Here is a 16,444-nt window from a genome sequence, read left to right as displayed (position 1 = left end):
CGGCCAACACCCTGACGCCCTCAGGCGGTTGTCCTGCGGCCCCGCCACAGCACCACGCCCGCCACCAGCAGGACCCCGCCGGTGCCGCCGGCCAGGGGGCCCGCCCAGTCGGCGGCCGAGGAGGCGGCCTGGGGAGTGTCCGGGCCGGGGCCGAAGTACTTCTGGCCGTACGACGCCGCGCGCAGGCTCTCCGGCCGGATCCGGTCGGCCGCCTTGAGCGCGGCCGCCGGGTCGATCATGCCGTAGCCGCGGGAGTCGTCCCGGCCGTCGGCCGGGGCGTCCCGGGCGGTGTCCTCCAGGAGCTTCTTGACCTGGGCCGGGGTCAGATCGGGGTGGGCGGCCTTGACCAGGGCCGCCGCGCCGGAGACGAAGGCGGAGGCGGCCGAGGTGCCCCAGCCCTCGTAGTACTTGTGGTCGGGGTCGGCGATGACGACGTTGACGCCGGGCGCGCTGACCGCGGCGTACCAGCGGCGGGTCGAGAAGGAGGCGCGGGTGCCGAAGCGGTCGACGGCGGTCGCGGCGATGACGCCGGGGTAGGCGGCCGGGTAGGAGATGTGGTCGCCCTTGTCGCCGCCGTTGCCCGCGGAGGCGACGACGACCACGCCCTTCTTCAGGGCGTACTGCACGGCCTCGTCCTCGCTCGGCTCGGGGTGTGCGGAGTTGGAGTCGTCGCCGAGGGAGAGGTTGATGACGTCGGCGCCGTGGTCGGCGGCCCAGCGGATGCCGTCGGCGAGGGCGTTGCCGCGGGTGGTACGGGCCTTGGTGCGGGCGGGGTCGCCGTCCTCCAGGATCACCCGGACGGGCAGGATCCTCGCCTCGGGGGCGACGCCCATGACGCCGGCGGAGTCGCCGGGTCCGTGTCCGTGCCCGGCGATGATGCCGGCCATGGCGGTGCCGTGCCGGGCCCAGCTGCGGTCGCCCTGCCGGGCACCGAAGCCGATCATGTCCTGGCCGGGCAGGACGTTGCCGACGAGGTCGGGGTGGTCGGCCTCGACGCCGGTGTCCAGGACGGCGACGGTGACGCCCCGGCCCTTGGTGGTCTGCCAGGCCTCGTCCAGGTGCAGGGCGTCGAGGCCCCACTGCTGGGCGCGGATGCCGTCGGCGTGGGCCGCGGCGGACGGCAGCAGGGTGAGGGCGCCGGCCAGCAGCACGCTCACCGCCGCTCCGGCGGGGGTCGTGCGGCGCCGGCCGTGTATCGATCGCCTCGCTTGCGTCGACCGCGTCGATCGCGTCATGAAGGTTTCTCCGTGGCCGTGCCGAGGTGCTGGCGCAGGCGGCGTTCGATGCGGTCGGCCAGGCCCTGGGCCTCGTTGCCGAGACCTGCCTGGGCGGGGGCGGTGGTGGCGCTCGGGCTGACGGCGTCGGCGGCGGGCTGGGGCTCGTCGACGGTGCGGCCGTCGGCCCAGCCGGAGACCGCGTAGGCGACGACCGGGGCGTCGGTGAGGACGGAGATGCTCCAGGAGGCGCGCTGCTTGTCGCCGAAGGAGGCCGCGAGGGTGCCCTCGGCCGCGTACGGCCGGGGCATCAGGTCGGTGCGCCGGGCCAGGCCCTCGGTGCGGAAGCGGGCGGCGAGCGCGGTCATGGCGGCGGGGTCGGCCTTGGTGAACAGCAGGCCGACGGTGGTGACGTAGCTCTGGGTGGCGTCGGTGTAGGTGGCCCGCAGCAGCCGCTGGCAGCCGACCGGGGCGAGGACCTTCTGCAACAGCGGGTCGAAGGCGTGGGCGCAGCCGCTGTCCGGGGCCACGGCGATCCTGGTCCAGGTGCGGTCGGCGCTGCCGGGGCCGGCTCCGGTGCCCTGGACGGTGGGCGGGAACAGCTGGTCCACGGGCACGCTGTGCCAGAGCGTGGCGGCGGTGGTGAAGTGGTCGACGGTTGCGTCGTCCCCGCCGTCCCCGGTGAGCCAACTCCCGGTCACGGCACCGCCGATGAGGCCGAGTCCGAGCACGAGACAGGCGGCAGCGGCGGCGGTACGGGGGCCTACCCGGTGCCGGGCGGGCTCCTCGAAGGCCTCGGGCTGCCCGAACGACACGACGGGCCGCGCGGCCGCGCCGGCACTCCAGGACAGCGCCGGGTCCGGCCCGGCGGGGTGGGCGGGCGCCAGCGGACTCCAGGCGCTCGCCTCCCGCACGGACGCCGGGGAGACGGAGCCGGCACCGCTACGGGACTCGGCGCCCGCCCCGGCACCGGGACGCCGGGGCGTGCGGGACCCGGGAATCGGCCGGAGCCGGGCCGTGGTCTCCGCCGCCGTGGGCTCCGCCGGAGGAGACGAGGGTACGGGGCGCAGCCGGGCGGTGGTCTCCGAGGGGGTCTCTACAGAAGCTCCGGGCTGCGCGTTCTCCTGCCCGGCCCGGGCCGCGGGACGCCCGGCGGGACCGGAGCCATCGCGCCGCCCCGGCCGCGCCGCGCGCGGCGGCGCGTCGGGGAACCGTGCCGAGGCAGGCGGCGGAGGCGGACTCACCGGCTCGGCCCCCTCAGGCACGACAGGCGTGGCCCCGGCCCCCTGATCGTCGCGCGCGGACCCCCCGGCGATGGGCCGAGAGGCTCGCGGGGTGAAGACGGACGGCTCGTCGTCGGAGTCGTCGAACCGGGCGGTTTCGGCGAGCCGCGCGGGCGCGGTGCCGGCGGGGCGGCTGGACGCGGTGCTGGTGGGGTGACCGGGCGCGGTACCGGCAGGGCGGTTGGGCACAGCGCCGGTGGAGTGACCCGGCACGGCGCCGGCAGGGCGGCCGGGCGCGATGCCGGCGGGGTGACCCGGCCCGGTAGCAGCGGTGTGGCCGGGTGCGGTCGAGGGGCGCGGCGGAGTCTGCGGGCGTGCCGGGCTCGACGGGCGGGGCGCCCCGGTCGGACTCGACGGACGCGCCGAGGTCGACGGGCGCGGCGGATTCGACGGGCGCGGTGAGGCCGTGGGCCCCGGCGGCACAGCCGGCCCCGACGGGCGCGGCGGAGCGACCGGGCGTGGCGGGTTCGGCGCGACGGGCGGCGCGGAGGGACTGGGCGACGACACCGGACGCGGCGGCACAGACGCACTCACCGGAGTCGACAGACCCGGCGACGACGCACGCGTCGGCACACCTGGACCCGACGGACCCGGCGGAGTCGGCTGGCTCTGCGAAGAGGACGGCCCCGGCGAAGGAGGTGCACTCGGCGGGGCCGGAGGCCGTGGTGGGATCGGGGCGTGGCGCGCTTCCGTGCTCATGCACCCCCCGTTTCCTCGTGCCCCGGGCCGTCGTCGCGTACACCGGCCGTTGCGCTGCTCGGCCGCGCCCGGTGCGCACAGCTCCGTCCGGGCACGCATACCCGTACGGCTGGACCGGCATCCCGGTTCAGGTGAAGCGGCCGGGCGCGTTCCGCCGTACGTGCGCGTCACTCTACGGGTTGTCCGGGAGAGAAAGAGAACCAGTCCACGGCGCCGGGGCATCTGCCCGGAACGTCCCCCTACCCTGCGGTAATCCTGTCTGGCAGGCTTCCGTCATGACTGCGCGCGCCGCTGACCGGGCCCGTTACGACCGGGCCACCGCCCATCTCGACGCCCCTCTCGCGATCGTGGACCTGGACGCCTTCGACGCCAACGCGGAGGATCTCGTCCGCCGGGCCGCCGGCAAGCCGGTCCGGGTCGCCAGCAAGTCCGTTCGCTGCCGAGCCCTGCTGGAACGGGTCCTGGCCAGGGACGGCTTCCGGGGCATCATGTCGTTCACCCTGGCCGAGTCGCTGTGGCTCGCCCGGTCCGGCTTCGACGACATCCTGCTGGCGTATCCGTCCGCCGACCGGTCCGGCTTCGCGGAGCTGGCCGCCGATCCCAAGCTCGCCGGGGCGGTCACCGTGATGGTGGATGACCCGGCGCACCTCGACCTCATCGACGCCTCCCGCGACGGCGGGCGTGAAGTCGTCCGGGTCTGCCTGGAGTTGGACACCTCGCTGAAGCTGCTCGGCGGCAGGGTGCGGGTCGGGGCCCGGCGCTCCCCCCTGCACTCGCCCGCCCAACTTGCCGACCTGGCACGGTCGGTGGCCCGGCGGCCGGGTTTCCGGCTGGTGGGGATCATGGCGTACGAGGGGCACATCGCCGGGGTCGGGGACTCCGTGGCCGGACGGCCGCTGCGGTCCCGGGCGATCCGGCTGATGCAGGCGACGGCCCGCAGGGAGCTGGCCGAGCGACGGGCGGCGGTCGTGCGCGCGGTGCGGGCCGTCGTGCCGGACCTGGAGTTCGTCAACGGCGGCGGCACGGGCAGTGTGCAGCACACCGCCGCCGAGGACGCCGTGACCGAGATAGCGGCCGGTTCGGGGCTGTACGTCCCTCGGCTCTTCGACAACTACACGTCCTTCACCGGCCGTCCGGCAGCTCTCTTCGCCCAGCCGGTCGTACGGCGGCCAGGGGTCGGAGTCGTCACCGTGCTCGGCGGCGGATACCCGGCCTCCGGTGCAGCCGGCCGCGACCGGCTGCCGGTGCCGTACCTGCCCGAGGGGCTGTCGTACGACCCGCAGGAGGGCCCCGGCGAGGTGCAGACCCCGCTGCTGGGCTCGCCCGCCGACGACCTCCTCGTCGGTGACAAGGTGTGGTTCCGGCACGCCAAGGCGGGCGAGCTTGCCGAGCGGTTCGCGGCCCTGCACCTGATCGAGGGGGACACGGTCACGGCGACCGTGCCCACCTACCGCGGCGAGGGGCAGACCTTCCTCTGACCCGCCCTCGCTACAGGGGCGTGACGTACGCGCCCGCGATTCCGCCGTCCACCAGGAAGTCGGTGGCGTTGACGAAGGAGGAGTCGTCGCTGGCCAGGAAGGCGACCGCGGCGGCGATCTCCTCGGCCTCGGCGAACCGGCCGAGCGGGATGTGGACCAGGCGGCGGGCGGCCCGCTCGGGGTCCTTCGCGAACAGCTCCTGCAACAAGGGGGTGTTGACCGGCCCGGGGCACAGGGCGTTGACCCGGATCCCCTCCCGCGCGAACTGCACGCCCAGTTCGCGGGACATGGCGAGCACGCCGCCCTTGGACGCGGTGTACGAGATCTGCGACGTCGCCGCGCCCATCCTCGCCACGAAGGACGCGGTGTTGATGATGGAGCCCTTGCCCTGGCGGCGCATGTAGGGGATGGCGGCCTTGCAGCACAGGTAGACGGAGGTGAGGTTGACCTCCTGGACGCGCTTCCAGGCCTCCAGGCCGGTCTCCAGGATGGAGTCGTCGTCGGGCGGGGAGATGCCCGCGTTGTTGAAGGCGATGTCGACGCTGCCGTAGGTGTCGTACGCCGCCTTGAACAGCGCCTCGACCTGCTCGGGGTCGGTGACGTCGGTCTTCACGAAGAGTCCGCCCACCTCGTCGGCCGCGGCCTTGCCGCGGGCCTCGTCGACGTCCGCGCAGACGACGTGGGCGCCCTCGGAGGCGAGCCGGCGGGCGGTGGCGAGGCCGATGCCGCTGCCGGCTCCGGTGACGACGGCGGTACGGCCGGCCAGACGGCGGCAGATGATGTCTTCGGTCACTGTGCGGGGCCCTCCGTGCTGGGGGAGACGTTGCTGATGAAGACGTTCTTGGTTTCGGTGAAGGCGGTCAGGGCGTCGGGGCCCAGCTCGCGGCCGAGGCCGGACTGCTTGAAGCCGCCGAACGGGGTCCAGTAGCGGACGCTGGAGTGGGAGTTGACGGACAGGTTGCCGGCGCGGACGGCCTGGGACACGCGCAGGGCGCGGCCGAGGTCCCGGGTCCACAGAGAACCGGACAGACCGTAGGGGGTGTCGTTGGCGAGGCGGATGGCGTCCTCCTCGTCGGTGAAGGGAAGCAGGACGGCGACGGGCCCGAAGATCTCCTCCCGGGCTGCCGCACTGTCGTGCCGCTCCCCCGTCAGGACGGTCGGCGGGAACCAGAAGCCGGGCCCGTCGGGGGCGCTGCCGCGCAGGGCGGGGGCGTCCTCGGGGACGTACGACCGTACGCGGTCGAGTTGCTGACGGGAGATCAGCGGGCCCATCTGGGTCTTCTCGTCGGCGGGGTCGCCCACGACGACGGCGGCCAGCGCGTCGGCGAGGAGGTCCCGGGCCTCCTCCAGCACGGTCTCCTGGACCAGGATGCGGGTGCGGGCGCAGCAGTCCTGGCCGGAGTTGTCCAGGAAGGAGAACGGGTCGAGGGCGGTCTTCAGGTCGGCGTCGGCGAAGACGATGTTGGGGCTCTTGCCGCCGAGTTCGAGGGTGACCGGCTTGACGAGCTTCGCGCAGCGCTCCATGACCTCGCGGCCGGTGCGGGTGGAGCCGGTGAACACGATCTTGGCGACGTCCGGGTGGTCCACCAGGGCACGCCCGGCGGTGTGGCCGTATCCGGGCAGGACCTGGAAGACGTGCTCGGGCAGGCCCGCCTCCAGGGCGAGTTCGGCGAGGCGGAGCGCGGTGAGCGGGGTGGTCTCGGCGGGCTTGAGGACGACCGCGTTGCCGGCCGCGAGCGCCGGGAAGGAGCCCCAGGCGGCGATGGGCATCGGGAAGTTCCAGGGGGCGATGACGCCGACCACGCCCAGGGGTTCCTGGAAGGTGACGTTCCAGCCGCCGGGGACCGGGATCTGCTTGCCGAGGAGGCGTTCGGCGCCGCCGGCCGCGTAGAGGAGCAGGTCGCGGGCGTTGCCGGCCTCCCAGCGGGCGTTTCCGACGGTGTGCCCGGCCTCGCGGACCTCCAGCTGGGCGAGTTCCTCGGTGTGGGCGTCGACGACGTCCGCGAAACGGCGCAGCAGCCGGGCCCGGTCGGCGGGGGCGAGGGCGGCCCACCGGGTCTGGGCGCGGGCGGCCCGTACGACGGCGGCGGCCACGTCCTGCGCGCTCGCGGCGGGGACGGTGGCGACGACCTCTTCCGTGGCGGGGTTGAGGACCTTCAACTCGTCTGAGTCGGACACGAATTGACCTTTCACAGGCGTTCGAAGGAGCGGCGCAGCTCCCAGTCGGTGACCGCGGCGTCGAAGGCCTCCAGCTCGACGCGCGCCATGTTGCGGTAGTGGGCCACGACCTCGTCGCCGAAGGCGGCCTTGGCTACGGAGCTGTTCTCCCACAGCTCGGCGGCCTCGCGCAGGGTGGTCGGGACGTGCTCGAAGTCCGCGGTGTAGGCGTTGCCGGGGCAGGGTTCGGGGAGTTCGAGCTTCTGCTCGATGCCGTACAGGCCGGCCGCGACGAGTCCGGCGACGGCGAGGTGCGGGTTGACGTCCCCGCCGGGCAGGCGGTTCTCGAAGCGCAGGGAGCGGCCGTGGCCCACGACCCGCAGTGCACACGTCCGGTTGTCGTGGCCCCAGGCCACGGCGGTCGGGGCGAAGGAGCCGGGCTGGAACCGTTTGTAGGAGTTGATGTTGGGGGCGTAGAGCAGGGAGAAGTCGCGCAGGGCGGCGAGCTGTCCGGCGAGGAAGTGCCGCATGACGTCGGACATTCCGTCGCCGTCGGCCATCGCGTTGGCGCCGTCGGCGTCGGCGAGCGAGAGGTGGATGTGACAGGAGTTGCCCTCGCGCTCGTTGTACTTGGCCATGAAGGTGATCGAGACGCCCTCCTGGGCGGCGATCTCCTTGGCGCCCGTCTTGTACAGGGCGTGCTGGTCGCAGGTGACGAGGGCCTCGTCGTAGCGGAAGGCGATCTCGTGCTGGCCGGGGTTGCACTCGCCCTTGGCGGACTCGACGGTGAGGCCGGCGCCCGCCATGTCGTTGCGCAGCCGGCGCAGCAGGGGCTCGATGCGGCCGGTGCCGAGGATGGAGTAGTCGATGTTGTACTGGTTGGCGGGCGTGAGCCCCTGGTAGCCCGCGTCCCAGGCCTGTTCGTAGGAGTCCTTGAAGACGATGAACTCCAGCTCGGTGCCGACCTGGGCGGTGTAGCCGAGCGCGGCGAGCCGCTCCAGCTGGCGGCGCAGGATCTGGCGGGGCGCGGCGACGACCGGGGTGCCGTCGTTCCAGGCGAGGTCGGCGACGAGCAGGGCGGTGCCGGGGTGCCAGGGGATACGGCGGAGGGTGGCGAGGTCGGGGTGCATGGCGAAGTCGCCGTAGCCGCGCTCCCAGGAGGACATCGCGTAGCCGTCGACGGTGTTCATCTCGGTGTCGACGGCGAGGAGGTAGTTGCAGCCCTCGGTGCCGTGGTGCAGGACCTCGTCGAGGAAGAAGCGGGCGGCGAACCGCTTGCCCTGGAGACGCCCTTGCATGTCGGGGAAGGCCAGGACGACAGTGTCGATCTCACCGCTCGCGACGAGGGCGTGCAGTTCCTCGACGCCGAGCGGGGGTGTGCGGTCTGCCACGGGAGAGCCTCCTTCGGCGCCTTCGCGCTTTTTCGGCCGGGCCGGGAGCCATAAGGTATTGCTCAGAACCATTGCTTGGGAAGGGGGTACGGCCGGATGTCCTGGGAGAGCGACACTCAGGGGGTGGGCGACCGGCTCGCTCCGGTGCTGCGGCCGGTGCGGGCGGGCAACGGCTTCGAGGAGGCGCTGGAGCAGATCCTCCAGGTCGTACGGCTCGGCCTGGTGCCGGGCGGCGAGCGGCTGCCGGCCGAACGGGAGCTGGCGGAGCGGCTCGGGATCAGCCGGGTGACGCTGCGCGAGGTGCTGAAGGTGCTCCAGGACCAGGGGCTGGTGGAGGCGCGGCGCGGGCGCTACGGCGGAACGTTCGTGCTGCCGCGCGCGGACGCCGGCGGCGAGGACGAGCTGCGGCGGCGGATCGCCGAGGTGGACATCGAGGACGTGCTGCGCTTCCGCGAGGTCCTGGAGGTGGGTGCGGCGGGGCTGTGCGCGGCGCACGGGCTGACGGACGAGCAGGCCGACCGGCTCCGGGAAGCCCTGGACCGGACGCATGAGGCACCGCTCGCCGACTACCGCCGGGCGGACACCCTGCTGCATCTGACGCTGGCCGAGCTGGCCGGCTCCCCCTCGCTGACCGCGCAGTACGCGGCGGTCCGGGCCACGGCCAACGATCTGCTCGACTGCATCCCGCTGCTGGTGCGCAATCTGGAGCACTCCCAGCGACAGCACACCGCGCTGGTGGAGGCGGTGCTGGACGGGGACGCGGACGGGGCGCGGGAGATGATGCGCGAGCACTGCGCGGGCACGGCGGCCCTGCTGCGGGGCTTCCTGGCATAGGGCGGTTTCCGTAAAGGTACGTATGTGAACCTTTGGCTTCCCGGGGAGGGTGGCATGACGACCGTACGACCGCTGATCGGCGTCAGCACGTATCTGGAGTCCGGCGCGCGCTGGGGCGTGTGGGAGCTGGACGCGGCGCTGCTGCCGGCCGGCTATCCGCGGCTGGTGCAGCGGGCCGGCGGACTGGCCGCGATGCTGCCGCCGGACGCGCCCGGGCACGCGGCGGAGACCGTGGCCCGGCTGGACGGGCTGGTCATCGCCGGCGGCCCGGACGTGGACCCGGCCCGGTACGGCGCCGAGCGCTCGCCGCGTACGGGGCCGCCCGCGCCGGAGCGGGACGCCTGGGAGCTGGCGCTGATCGACGCGGCACTGGCGGCCGGGGTGCCGCTGCTGGGGATCTGCCGGGGCATGCAGCTGCTGAACGTCGCCCTCGGCGGCACGCTCGTCCAGCATCTCGACGGGCACGCGGAGGTGGCCGGGGTCTTCGGCCGCCATCCGGTCAAGCCGGTGCCGGGGACGCGGTACGCCGGCCTCGTCCCGGAGGAGACCGCCGTACCGACGTACCACCACCAGGCGGTCGAGCGGCTCGGCCGGGGCCTCGTCGCCTCGGCGTACGCGACGGACGGCACGGTCGAGGCGGTGGAACTGCCCCCGGCCGAGGGCTGGGTGCTCGGGGTGCAGTGGCATCCGGAGATGGGCGAGGATCTGCGGGTGATGCGGGCGCTGGTCACAGCCGCCGCAGCCGCGTCCTGAGCCAGGCCAGCGCCGCGTCTCCCTGGGCCCGCTGGAAGGGACGCAGGGTGGGCAGGCCCGGCGGGGCCGGGTTCAGGGAGCTGCGCAGGAAGTAGCCCGTGAGGGCGGCCAGCGCGGCGGTCACCGCGTCCGGGTCGGCGTCCCGGCCCAGCGGGTGGCCGGTGAACACCTCCTCGGGATCGGGTCCGCCCTGCGCCCGTACGCACGGCAGCATGACGAGCAGGTCGAACCAGGGCGCGGCGCGCATCGCGTGCGGCCAGTCCACGAAGACGACCGAGCCGTCGGCCGTGAGCAGCACGTTGTCCGCACGCAGGTCGCCGTGGGCCAGGGTGTCCCCGGAGGCGCCCTCGGGCCAGCGGGCCTCCAGGGCGGCGAGGTCGGCCAGGTGGTCGGCGGTCCACGCACCGAGCCGGTCGCGTACGTCGCCGGCCTCGCCGTCGAGGAGGCGGCGCCAGCCGCTGAAGGCGTCCGCCAGGTCCTCGGCGACGGGCCGGACGTCGAGGCGGCAGGGTGTGCCGGTGCGCGCGAGCATGGTCACGGCGTCGAGCACCCGGCGCAGTTCGTCGGGCCGCCAGGGCACGTGCGGCTGGTGCCCCGCCACCTCCTCGAAGACCAGGGCCACCCAGGTGCCGTCGTCGTACGTGCCGAGCAGCCGGGGCGCGGGGACGGCGGCCGGGAGCGCGGCGGCGTTGCGTGCCTCCAAGCGATGCAGGGTGGGGCTGTGCGGGTTGGCCTCGGCGCTCACCGCCTTGACGAAACCGGTACCGCCCGCCGCGGTGCGCACGCGCGCGGCGACACCCGGTGAGAAGCCGCCGCGCTGTGTCTGCGACCGTACGACCGGCGCGCCGAGCGTCTCGCCCACGGCGTGCCGGACGGCGGACGGGAGCGCTTCCCAGGGCGTACGGACGCCTGCGGCGGGCGGGGCGGTGTGGGTCATGCGGGCCATGGTGTCGGGGCGGCGGGACGGCTGGCGAACGGTTTTCGGGTCGCTCGCGCCCACGCGGCGGAGCCGTATACCGATACAGCCCCGCGCCCCTGCCCCACCGCGCCCCTCACCCCCGCTTCACCCCCGCGTCAGCGACAGCAACTCCCTTGCCGGACCCGCCGGTCGGTGACCCGTCGGCCAGACCGCTCGCAAGTCGCGCCGCAGCGAAACACCCTCCACCGGGATGCTGACCAGGCGGCGCATCGCCAGTTCCTCCCCCACGGCCAGTTCGCTGAGGACGGAGGGGCCCGCGCCGCTGACCGCGGAGGCCTTGACCGCCGTGGTCGAGGACAGTTCGATCAGGGGGCGGGCGAGGCCGCCGAGCGCCGCGTCCAGGACCTGGCGGGTGCCGGAGCCGCGTTCGCGCAGGATCAGGGGGGTGGAGGCCAGTTCCTCCGGCGTCAGGGGGCGTCGGCGGCGGGCCCAGGGGTGGGCGGGGGCCGTGACGACGATCAGGCGGTCGTGGGCGATGATCGTCGAGTCCAGCCCCGTCGGCACCGTCAGCCCCTCCACGAAGCCGAGGTCGGCCTCGCCGGACAGCAGCAGTTCCGCGACCTTGGTCGAGTTGCCGGCGAGCAGGGACACCGCCGTGTCAGGGCGCTCGGCGTGCAGTGCGAGGAGCCAGCCGGGCAGCAGGTACTCGGCGATGGTCATGCTCGCCGCGACCCGGAGGCGTGAGTCCCGTCGGTCCCGCAGCGCCCGCGCGCCCGCGTCGAAGGCGGCGGCCGCCTCCACCACCCGGCGGGCCCAGTCCGTCACCAGCGCGCCGGCGTCGGTGAGCCGGGAGCCGCGCGGCGAGCGGTCGACCAGGGCCACCCCCAGCTGCCGTTCCATGGAGCGGATCCGGCTGCTGGCGGCGGGCTGGGTGATGCCGACCTCCCGCGCCGCCGCACCGAGACTGCCCAGCCGCGCCACCGCCAGCAGCAGCTCCAGTGCGGCCAGATCCGGCACCCGGTGTGCCAGGGATCCCGTGCGCTCGTACTGCCCCTCCGCCTCGCTCATAAGACCAGCTTATGCCCTGATAGGAAGGAAGCCCCTGGTCAGGGGCAAGTCCCGGCGGGACGGTGGATCCATGGTCACCGCAGCCCATCCTTCACCCGCCCCGTCCCTCCTGCGCGCCGCCCGGGTCCGGCACCTCGGCCCGAACTGGTACGCCGCCGTCATGGGCACCGCCGTCGTCGGCTCGGCCGGTGTCGCGCTGCCCCGGCACGGGGTGGTGCCGAGCGGTGTGCTCGCCGGGGTCTGGGCGCTGTCCCTGATCGCGCTGACGGTCCTGCTGGCGGCCCGCGCCCTGCACTGGAACCTGCACCCGGACCAGGCCCGCGCCCATCTCCTGGACCCGGCCACGGCGCCCTTCTACGGCTGTCTGTCCATGGCCCTGCTGGCGGTCGGCGGCGGCGCCATGACCGCCGGGCTGCCCCTGATCGGCACGCGGACGGCGGTCGCGCTGGACACCGTGCTGTTCACCGCCGGTACGGCGGTCGGGCTCGCGGCCGCCGTGACCGTGCCGTACCTCATGGCCGTACGCCACCGCGCCGAACCCGCCCAGGCGACCCCCGTGTGGCTGCTGCCGCTGGTCGCGCCGATGGTGTCGGCCGCGCTCGGTCCGCTGCTCGTGCCGCATCTGCCGCCGGGGCAGCCCCGGGAGACCCTGCTGCTGGCCTGCTTCGCGATGTTCGGGCTGAGCCTGTTCATGACGCTGCTGATGCTGGCGCTCGTCTTCGCCCGGCTGGTCACCTCGGGCCCGCTGCCGCTCGCGCTCACCCCGACCCTGTTCCTGGTGCTGGGCCCGCTCGGGCAGTCCACGACCGCGGTCGGCAAGATCGCGGACGCGGCTCCCGGTGTCGTACCGGCGCCGTACGACCGTGGTCTCGATGTCCTCGCCGTGCTGTACGGGGTGCCGGTGATGGGGTTCGCGCTGCTGTGGCTGGCGCTCTCCGTCGCGCACGTCGTGCGGGCCCGGAGGCAGGGCATGGGCTTCGCGATGACCTGGTGGGCGTTCACCTTCCCGGTGGGCACCTGCGTCACGGGCGCCGCCGCCCTCGCCCGGCACACCGGCCTCGCCTGCTACGACGCGCTGGCCGTCGCGCTGTACGCCGTCCTGGTCACCGCCTGGCTGGCCGCCGCCACCGGGACCGTACGCGGCCTGCTCAGCGGCGAGTTGCTCGCAGCGCCTCGGCCAGCACGGTAGGCGCTTCGGCGAGCGAGGGGCCGTACCACGTCAGGTGCCGTCCGCTGACCAGCGCGCAGGGCAGGTCCGGGAAGGCCTCCGGGCCGTCGCCGACGGTGAAGCGGTAGGGCTCGTCGGGCAGCACCACCAGGTCCGGGGCGGCCGCGCACAGCTCGTCGAGCGGGACGCGGGGGTAACGGTCGGGGTGGTCGACGTACAGATGGTCCACTCCGAGCCGGGCCAGGGCGTCACCGGCGAAGGTGTCCCGGCCGAGCACCATCCAGGGCCGCCGCCAGATCGGCACGACCGCCGTTCTGCGCTCCGCCGGCTCCGGCAGCGCCTCCCAGGCCGCCTCCGCCTCCGCCAGCCAGCGCGGCCGCCCCGGCGCACCACACGCCGTGAGCACCCGGTCCAGCTCGGCGAAGGCCTGCGGCACCCTCCGCACCTCGGTGACCAGCACATCGAGCCCCGCCGCGCGCAGGGCGTCGAGGTCGGGGGCGCGGTTCTCCTCCTCGTTGGCGATCACCAGGTCGGGGGCGAGGGCGAGGATCCGGTCGAGCCCGGGGTTCTTCGTACCGCCGATCCGGGTGACGTCCAGGTCGGCTGGATGGCTGCACCAGTCGGTGACGCCGACGAGGGCTCCGGGGAGGGTGAGGGCGACGGCTTCGGTGAGGGAGGGGACGAGGGAGACGACCCTCATCAACGAGACCTGTCCTGCACGGCCTCGATGTGTTCCGCCACCGCCACCACGATCACCCGGGTGTCCGGAACGGTCGCCCGCCAGCGATGCCGGACCCCGCCGGTCAGGTACAGCGTGTCGCCTCGGCCGAGGCGGTACGCGCGGCCCTCGGCCTCGATCTCGACCGCTCCGTCGGCGACGTACATCAGCTCGTCGTTGCGGTGCTGGAACTCGCGGCCGGCCTCGTGGTCGCCGGTGAACTCGGAGGCGTGCAGCTGGTGGTGGCCGCGGACCAGGGCGCGGGTGCGCGGCTCGAGGTCGCCCTCGGCGCCCGGCTCGGCGCGCACGACGTCCACGCTGGCGGCCGGGTCGGCGGCGGCGAGGAGTTCGACGGCCGTGGTGCGCAGGGCGTCGGCCAGCTTCTCCAGGGATGTGCGGCTGGGGCGGGCCCGGTCGTTCTCGACCTGGCTGAGGAAGGGCACGGACAGGCCGCTGCGCTCGGCCACGACGGCGAGGGTCAGCTGCAGCGCGCGGCGGCGTCGCCGGACGGCTGCGCCCACCCGCACGGGCTGTTGCTCTTTGTGGTCGCCCATCGCTCCGGCTCCCTCCCTCGCTCGTCGTGCCACGGTCTCTACTGATGACTTCTCTGCACCCTACGCATGTTCGGCAAACCGTTTCACGCGCCTGCCACATCCCTGTCATGTCCCCGCGTCCCCACCCTCATGGTTCGCGCCAGTATGTCGGGGTCGGGGGGCAGCTCGGAGCGGTGTCCCGGTCGGTGACGAATATGCCGATCACCTGGGCCGGGAGGGCCGGATCGAGCCAAGGGTCATCACATTCCGTGATTGGCCGGATCTCTGTCGTACGCGGCATCACCTTGACTGTCAGTGCCGTGCGGCATGATGCGAGCGTGACCGGACGACTCATGCTGCTCGACACCGCATCGCTGTACTTCCGCGCCTACTTCGGCGTCCCGGACTCCGTGAAGGCCCCCGACGGCACGCCGGTGAACGCCGTGCGCGGGCTGCTGGACTTCATCGACCGGCTGGTCAGGGACCACCGGCCGGAGCGGTTGGTGGCCTGTATGGACGCCGACTGGCGCCCGCAGTGGCGGGTGGACCTCATCCCCACGTACAAGGCGCACCGGGTCGCCGAGGAGCACGAGGGCGCGCCGGACGAGGAGGAGGTGCCGGACACCCTCTCCCCGCAGGTGCCGGTCATCGAGGACGTGCTGGACGCGATCGGGATCGCGCGGGTCGGCGTCGCGGAGTACGAGGCGGACGACGTGATCGGCACGTTCACCGCCCGCGCGAAGGGCCCGGTGGACATCGTCACCGGCGACCGCGATCTGTACCAACTGGTGGACGACGCACGCGGGATCCGGGTGCTGTACCCGCTCAAGGGCGTCGGCACGCTGCAGCTGACCGACGAGGCGGTGCTGCGCGAGAAGTACGGCGTCGACGGGCGGGGGTACGCGGATCTGGCACTGCTGCGCGGCGACCCGAGCGACGGCCTGCCGGGCGTGGCCGGGATCGGCGAGAAGACGGCCGCCAAGCTGCTGGCCGAGTTCGGCGACCTGGACCGGATCATGGCGGCGCTGGACGACCCGACGGCCAGGCTCACGCCGTCGCAGCGCAAGCGGCTGGACGAGGCCCGGCCGTATGTGGCGGTCGCGCCGAAGGTGGTGCGGGTGGCGGCGGACGTACCGCTGCCGGACGTCGACACGGCGCTGCCGCACACCCCGCGCGACCCGGAGGCGCTGGACCGGCTGGCCGCCCGCTGGGGGCTCGGCGGCTCCCTGCAGCGACTGCTGACCACACTGGCCGTGTGAGCGAGATGCCCTTGCCCGGAATATTCCGGCAAAGGGTCTCATCGAGGCCGTGAGAAAGAGGTGTTCCACCGGAGCGAGGTGCTAACTTAGGTAAACCTAACCGACTTGCAGGAGGTCGTGATGGCAGAGCGCCCGGGACGTAAGCCGCGCAAGCCCCGTACCGCCCAGGTGGTCCGCACCGAGCGGCTGACCCCGCACATGCAGCGCGTGGTGCTCGGCGGCGCGGAACTGGCCGACTTCGCGGCGGACACCTGCACCGACCACTATGTGAAGCTGCTGTTCGGCCCCGCGGGCGTGACCTACCCGGAGCCCTTCGACCTGGAGCGGATCCGCGAGGAGTTCCCCCGGGAGCAGTGGCCGGTGACCCGGACGTACACCGTGCGCGCCTGGGACCCCGAGCACCGGGAGATGACCCTGGACTTCGTCGTCCACGGCGACGAGGGCCTGGCCGGCCCGTGGGCCGCCCGGGTCCGGCCCGGCGAGACCGTGCGCTTCATGGGCCCCGGCGGCGCCTACGCCCCCGACCCCGAGGCCGACTGGCATCTGCTCGCCGGTGACGAGAGCGCGCTGCCCGCGATCGCCCGCGCCCTGGAGACGCTGCCCGCGGGCGCCGTGGCCCACGCCTTCGTCGAGGTGTCCGGGCCCGAGGAGGAGCAGAAGATCGACTCCGACGCGGCGGTCGTCTGGCTGCACCGCGGGGACCGGCCGGTCGGCGAGGCCCTGCTGGCGGCCGTACGCGCGCTGGAGTTCCCCGAGGGCCGGCTGCACGCGTTCGTGCACGGCGAGGCGGGCTTCGTGAAGGAGCTGCGCCGGCTGCTGCGGGTCGAGAAGCAGGTCCCGCGCGAGGACCTGTCGATCTCCGGCTACTGGCGCCTGGGTCACAACGAGGACGGCTGGCAGGCCTCCAAGCGCGACTGGAACGCCCGGATCGAGGCCGAGCAGGAGGGCGGCGGCGCGGCGGCCGCGTGAG

General features: G+C 74.0%; 15 protein-coding genes. 6 read left to right on the top strand and 9 right to left on the bottom strand.

What is annotated here, in order from left to right:
* Positions 1-20: 20 nt before the first annotated feature.
* Together mycP and ACH47Z_RS10575 are read right to left on the bottom strand one after the other, a co-directional pair.
* Positions 21-1,235, bottom strand: a complete 1,215-nt coding sequence (gene mycP / locus ACH47Z_RS10580; RefSeq protein WP_399072757.1) for a type VII secretion-associated serine protease mycosin — start codon at positions 1,233-1,235, stop codon at positions 21-23.
* Positions 1,232-2,686, bottom strand: a complete 1,455-nt coding sequence (locus ACH47Z_RS10575; RefSeq protein ID WP_399072754.1) for a hypothetical protein — start codon at positions 2,684-2,686, stop codon at positions 1,232-1,234. Before ACH47Z_RS10575 ends, mycP begins: the two co-directional genes overlap by 4 nt.
* A 785-nt stretch (positions 2,687-3,471) precedes the next feature.
* Here ACH47Z_RS10575 and ACH47Z_RS10570 point away from each other — a divergent pair.
* Positions 3,472-4,674, top strand: a complete 1,203-nt coding sequence (locus ACH47Z_RS10570) for an amino acid deaminase/aldolase (RefSeq protein ID WP_399072752.1) — start codon at positions 3,472-3,474, stop codon at positions 4,672-4,674.
* A gap of 10 nt (positions 4,675-4,684) precedes the next feature.
* Here the strand turns inward: ACH47Z_RS10570 and ACH47Z_RS10565 are convergent, their stop codons facing one another.
* Genes ACH47Z_RS10565 through ACH47Z_RS10555 form a run of 3 tightly spaced genes read right to left on the bottom strand, consistent with a single transcriptional unit; the run spans position 4,685 to position 8,222 of the window.
* Positions 4,685-5,467 (bottom strand): 3-oxoacyl-ACP reductase, encoded by a 783-nt coding sequence (locus ACH47Z_RS10565; protein ID WP_399072749.1) that lies wholly within the window; start codon positions 5,465-5,467, stop codon positions 4,685-4,687.
* Positions 5,464-6,852 carry an aldehyde dehydrogenase family protein gene (locus tag ACH47Z_RS10560; protein ID WP_399072747.1) on the bottom strand — a complete coding sequence of 463 codons (1,389 nt, stop codon included), beginning with the start codon at positions 6,850-6,852 and terminating at the stop codon, positions 5,464-5,466. Before ACH47Z_RS10560 ends, ACH47Z_RS10565 begins: the two co-directional genes overlap by 4 nt.
* Positions 6,853-6,863: 11 nt before the next feature.
* Positions 6,864-8,222 (bottom strand): glutamine synthetase family protein, encoded by a 1,359-nt coding sequence (locus tag ACH47Z_RS10555; RefSeq protein ID WP_399072745.1) that lies wholly within the window; start codon positions 8,220-8,222, stop codon positions 6,864-6,866.
* Between the two features lie 96 nt (positions 8,223-8,318).
* Between ACH47Z_RS10555 and ACH47Z_RS10550 the strand changes: the two genes are divergently transcribed.
* Together ACH47Z_RS10550 and ACH47Z_RS10545 are read left to right on the top strand one after the other, a co-directional pair.
* Positions 8,319-9,056, top strand: coding sequence for a FadR/GntR family transcriptional regulator (locus ACH47Z_RS10550; protein ID WP_399072743.1), 738 nt, complete (start codon positions 8,319-8,321; stop codon positions 9,054-9,056).
* A 54-nt stretch (positions 9,057-9,110) separates the two neighbouring features.
* On the top strand, positions 9,111-9,809 hold the full coding sequence (locus tag ACH47Z_RS10545) for a gamma-glutamyl-gamma-aminobutyrate hydrolase family protein (RefSeq protein ID WP_399072741.1): 699 nt from the start codon (positions 9,111-9,113) through the stop codon (positions 9,807-9,809).
* Here ACH47Z_RS10545 and ACH47Z_RS10540 read toward each other — a convergent pair.
* Both ACH47Z_RS10540 and ACH47Z_RS10535 read right to left on the bottom strand, forming a co-directional pair.
* Positions 9,784-10,746, bottom strand: coding sequence for a phosphotransferase (locus ACH47Z_RS10540; RefSeq protein ID WP_399072739.1), 963 nt, complete (start codon positions 10,744-10,746; stop codon positions 9,784-9,786). The genes ACH47Z_RS10545 and ACH47Z_RS10540 overlap by 26 nt on opposite strands.
* A 126-nt stretch (positions 10,747-10,872) precedes the next feature.
* Positions 10,873-11,796, bottom strand: coding sequence for a LysR family transcriptional regulator (locus ACH47Z_RS10535; RefSeq protein ID WP_399072737.1), 924 nt, complete (start codon positions 11,794-11,796; stop codon positions 10,873-10,875).
* A 70-nt stretch (positions 11,797-11,866) separates the two neighbouring features.
* Between ACH47Z_RS10535 and ACH47Z_RS10530 the strand changes: the two genes are divergently transcribed.
* Positions 11,867-12,985: a TDT family transporter gene (locus tag ACH47Z_RS10530; RefSeq protein WP_399072735.1), complete on the top strand. Its 1,119-nt coding sequence runs from the start codon at positions 11,867-11,869 to the stop codon at positions 12,983-12,985.
* Here the strand turns inward: ACH47Z_RS10530 and ACH47Z_RS10525 are convergent.
* The gene (locus ACH47Z_RS10525; RefSeq protein WP_399072733.1) at positions 12,945-13,664 is read right to left on the bottom strand and encodes a helical backbone metal receptor; all 720 of its coding nucleotides are present in this window, start codon (positions 13,662-13,664) and stop codon (positions 12,945-12,947) included. The two genes, ACH47Z_RS10530 and ACH47Z_RS10525, sit on opposite strands and share 41 nt — an antisense overlap.
* The gene (locus ACH47Z_RS10520; RefSeq protein WP_399072731.1) at positions 13,664-14,236 is read right to left on the bottom strand and encodes a helix-turn-helix domain-containing protein; all 573 of its coding nucleotides are present in this window, start codon (positions 14,234-14,236) and stop codon (positions 13,664-13,666) included. Before ACH47Z_RS10520 ends, ACH47Z_RS10525 begins: the two co-directional genes overlap by 1 nt.
* 317 nt (positions 14,237-14,553) lie before the next feature.
* Between ACH47Z_RS10520 and ACH47Z_RS10515 the strand changes: the two genes are divergently transcribed.
* Entirely contained in the window at positions 14,554-15,474 is a 921-nt protein-coding gene (locus ACH47Z_RS10515; RefSeq protein WP_399072729.1) for a 5'-3' exonuclease H3TH domain-containing protein, read from the top strand.
* 120 nt (positions 15,475-15,594) lie between these two features.
* On the top strand, positions 15,595-16,443 hold the full coding sequence (locus ACH47Z_RS10510; protein ID WP_399072727.1) for a siderophore-interacting protein: 849 nt from the start codon (positions 15,595-15,597) through the stop codon (positions 16,441-16,443).
* Position 16,444 lies beyond the last annotated feature (1 nt).

Origin of the sequence: Streptomyces sp. NPDC020192, assembly GCF_044388685.1 — a bacterium.
In the GTDB taxonomy this organism is placed as follows: domain Bacteria; phylum Actinomycetota; class Actinomycetes; order Streptomycetales; family Streptomycetaceae; genus Streptomyces.
Note: the sequence above shows the minus strand (reverse complement) of the source record. Positions and strands in the feature narration are given on the sequence as shown.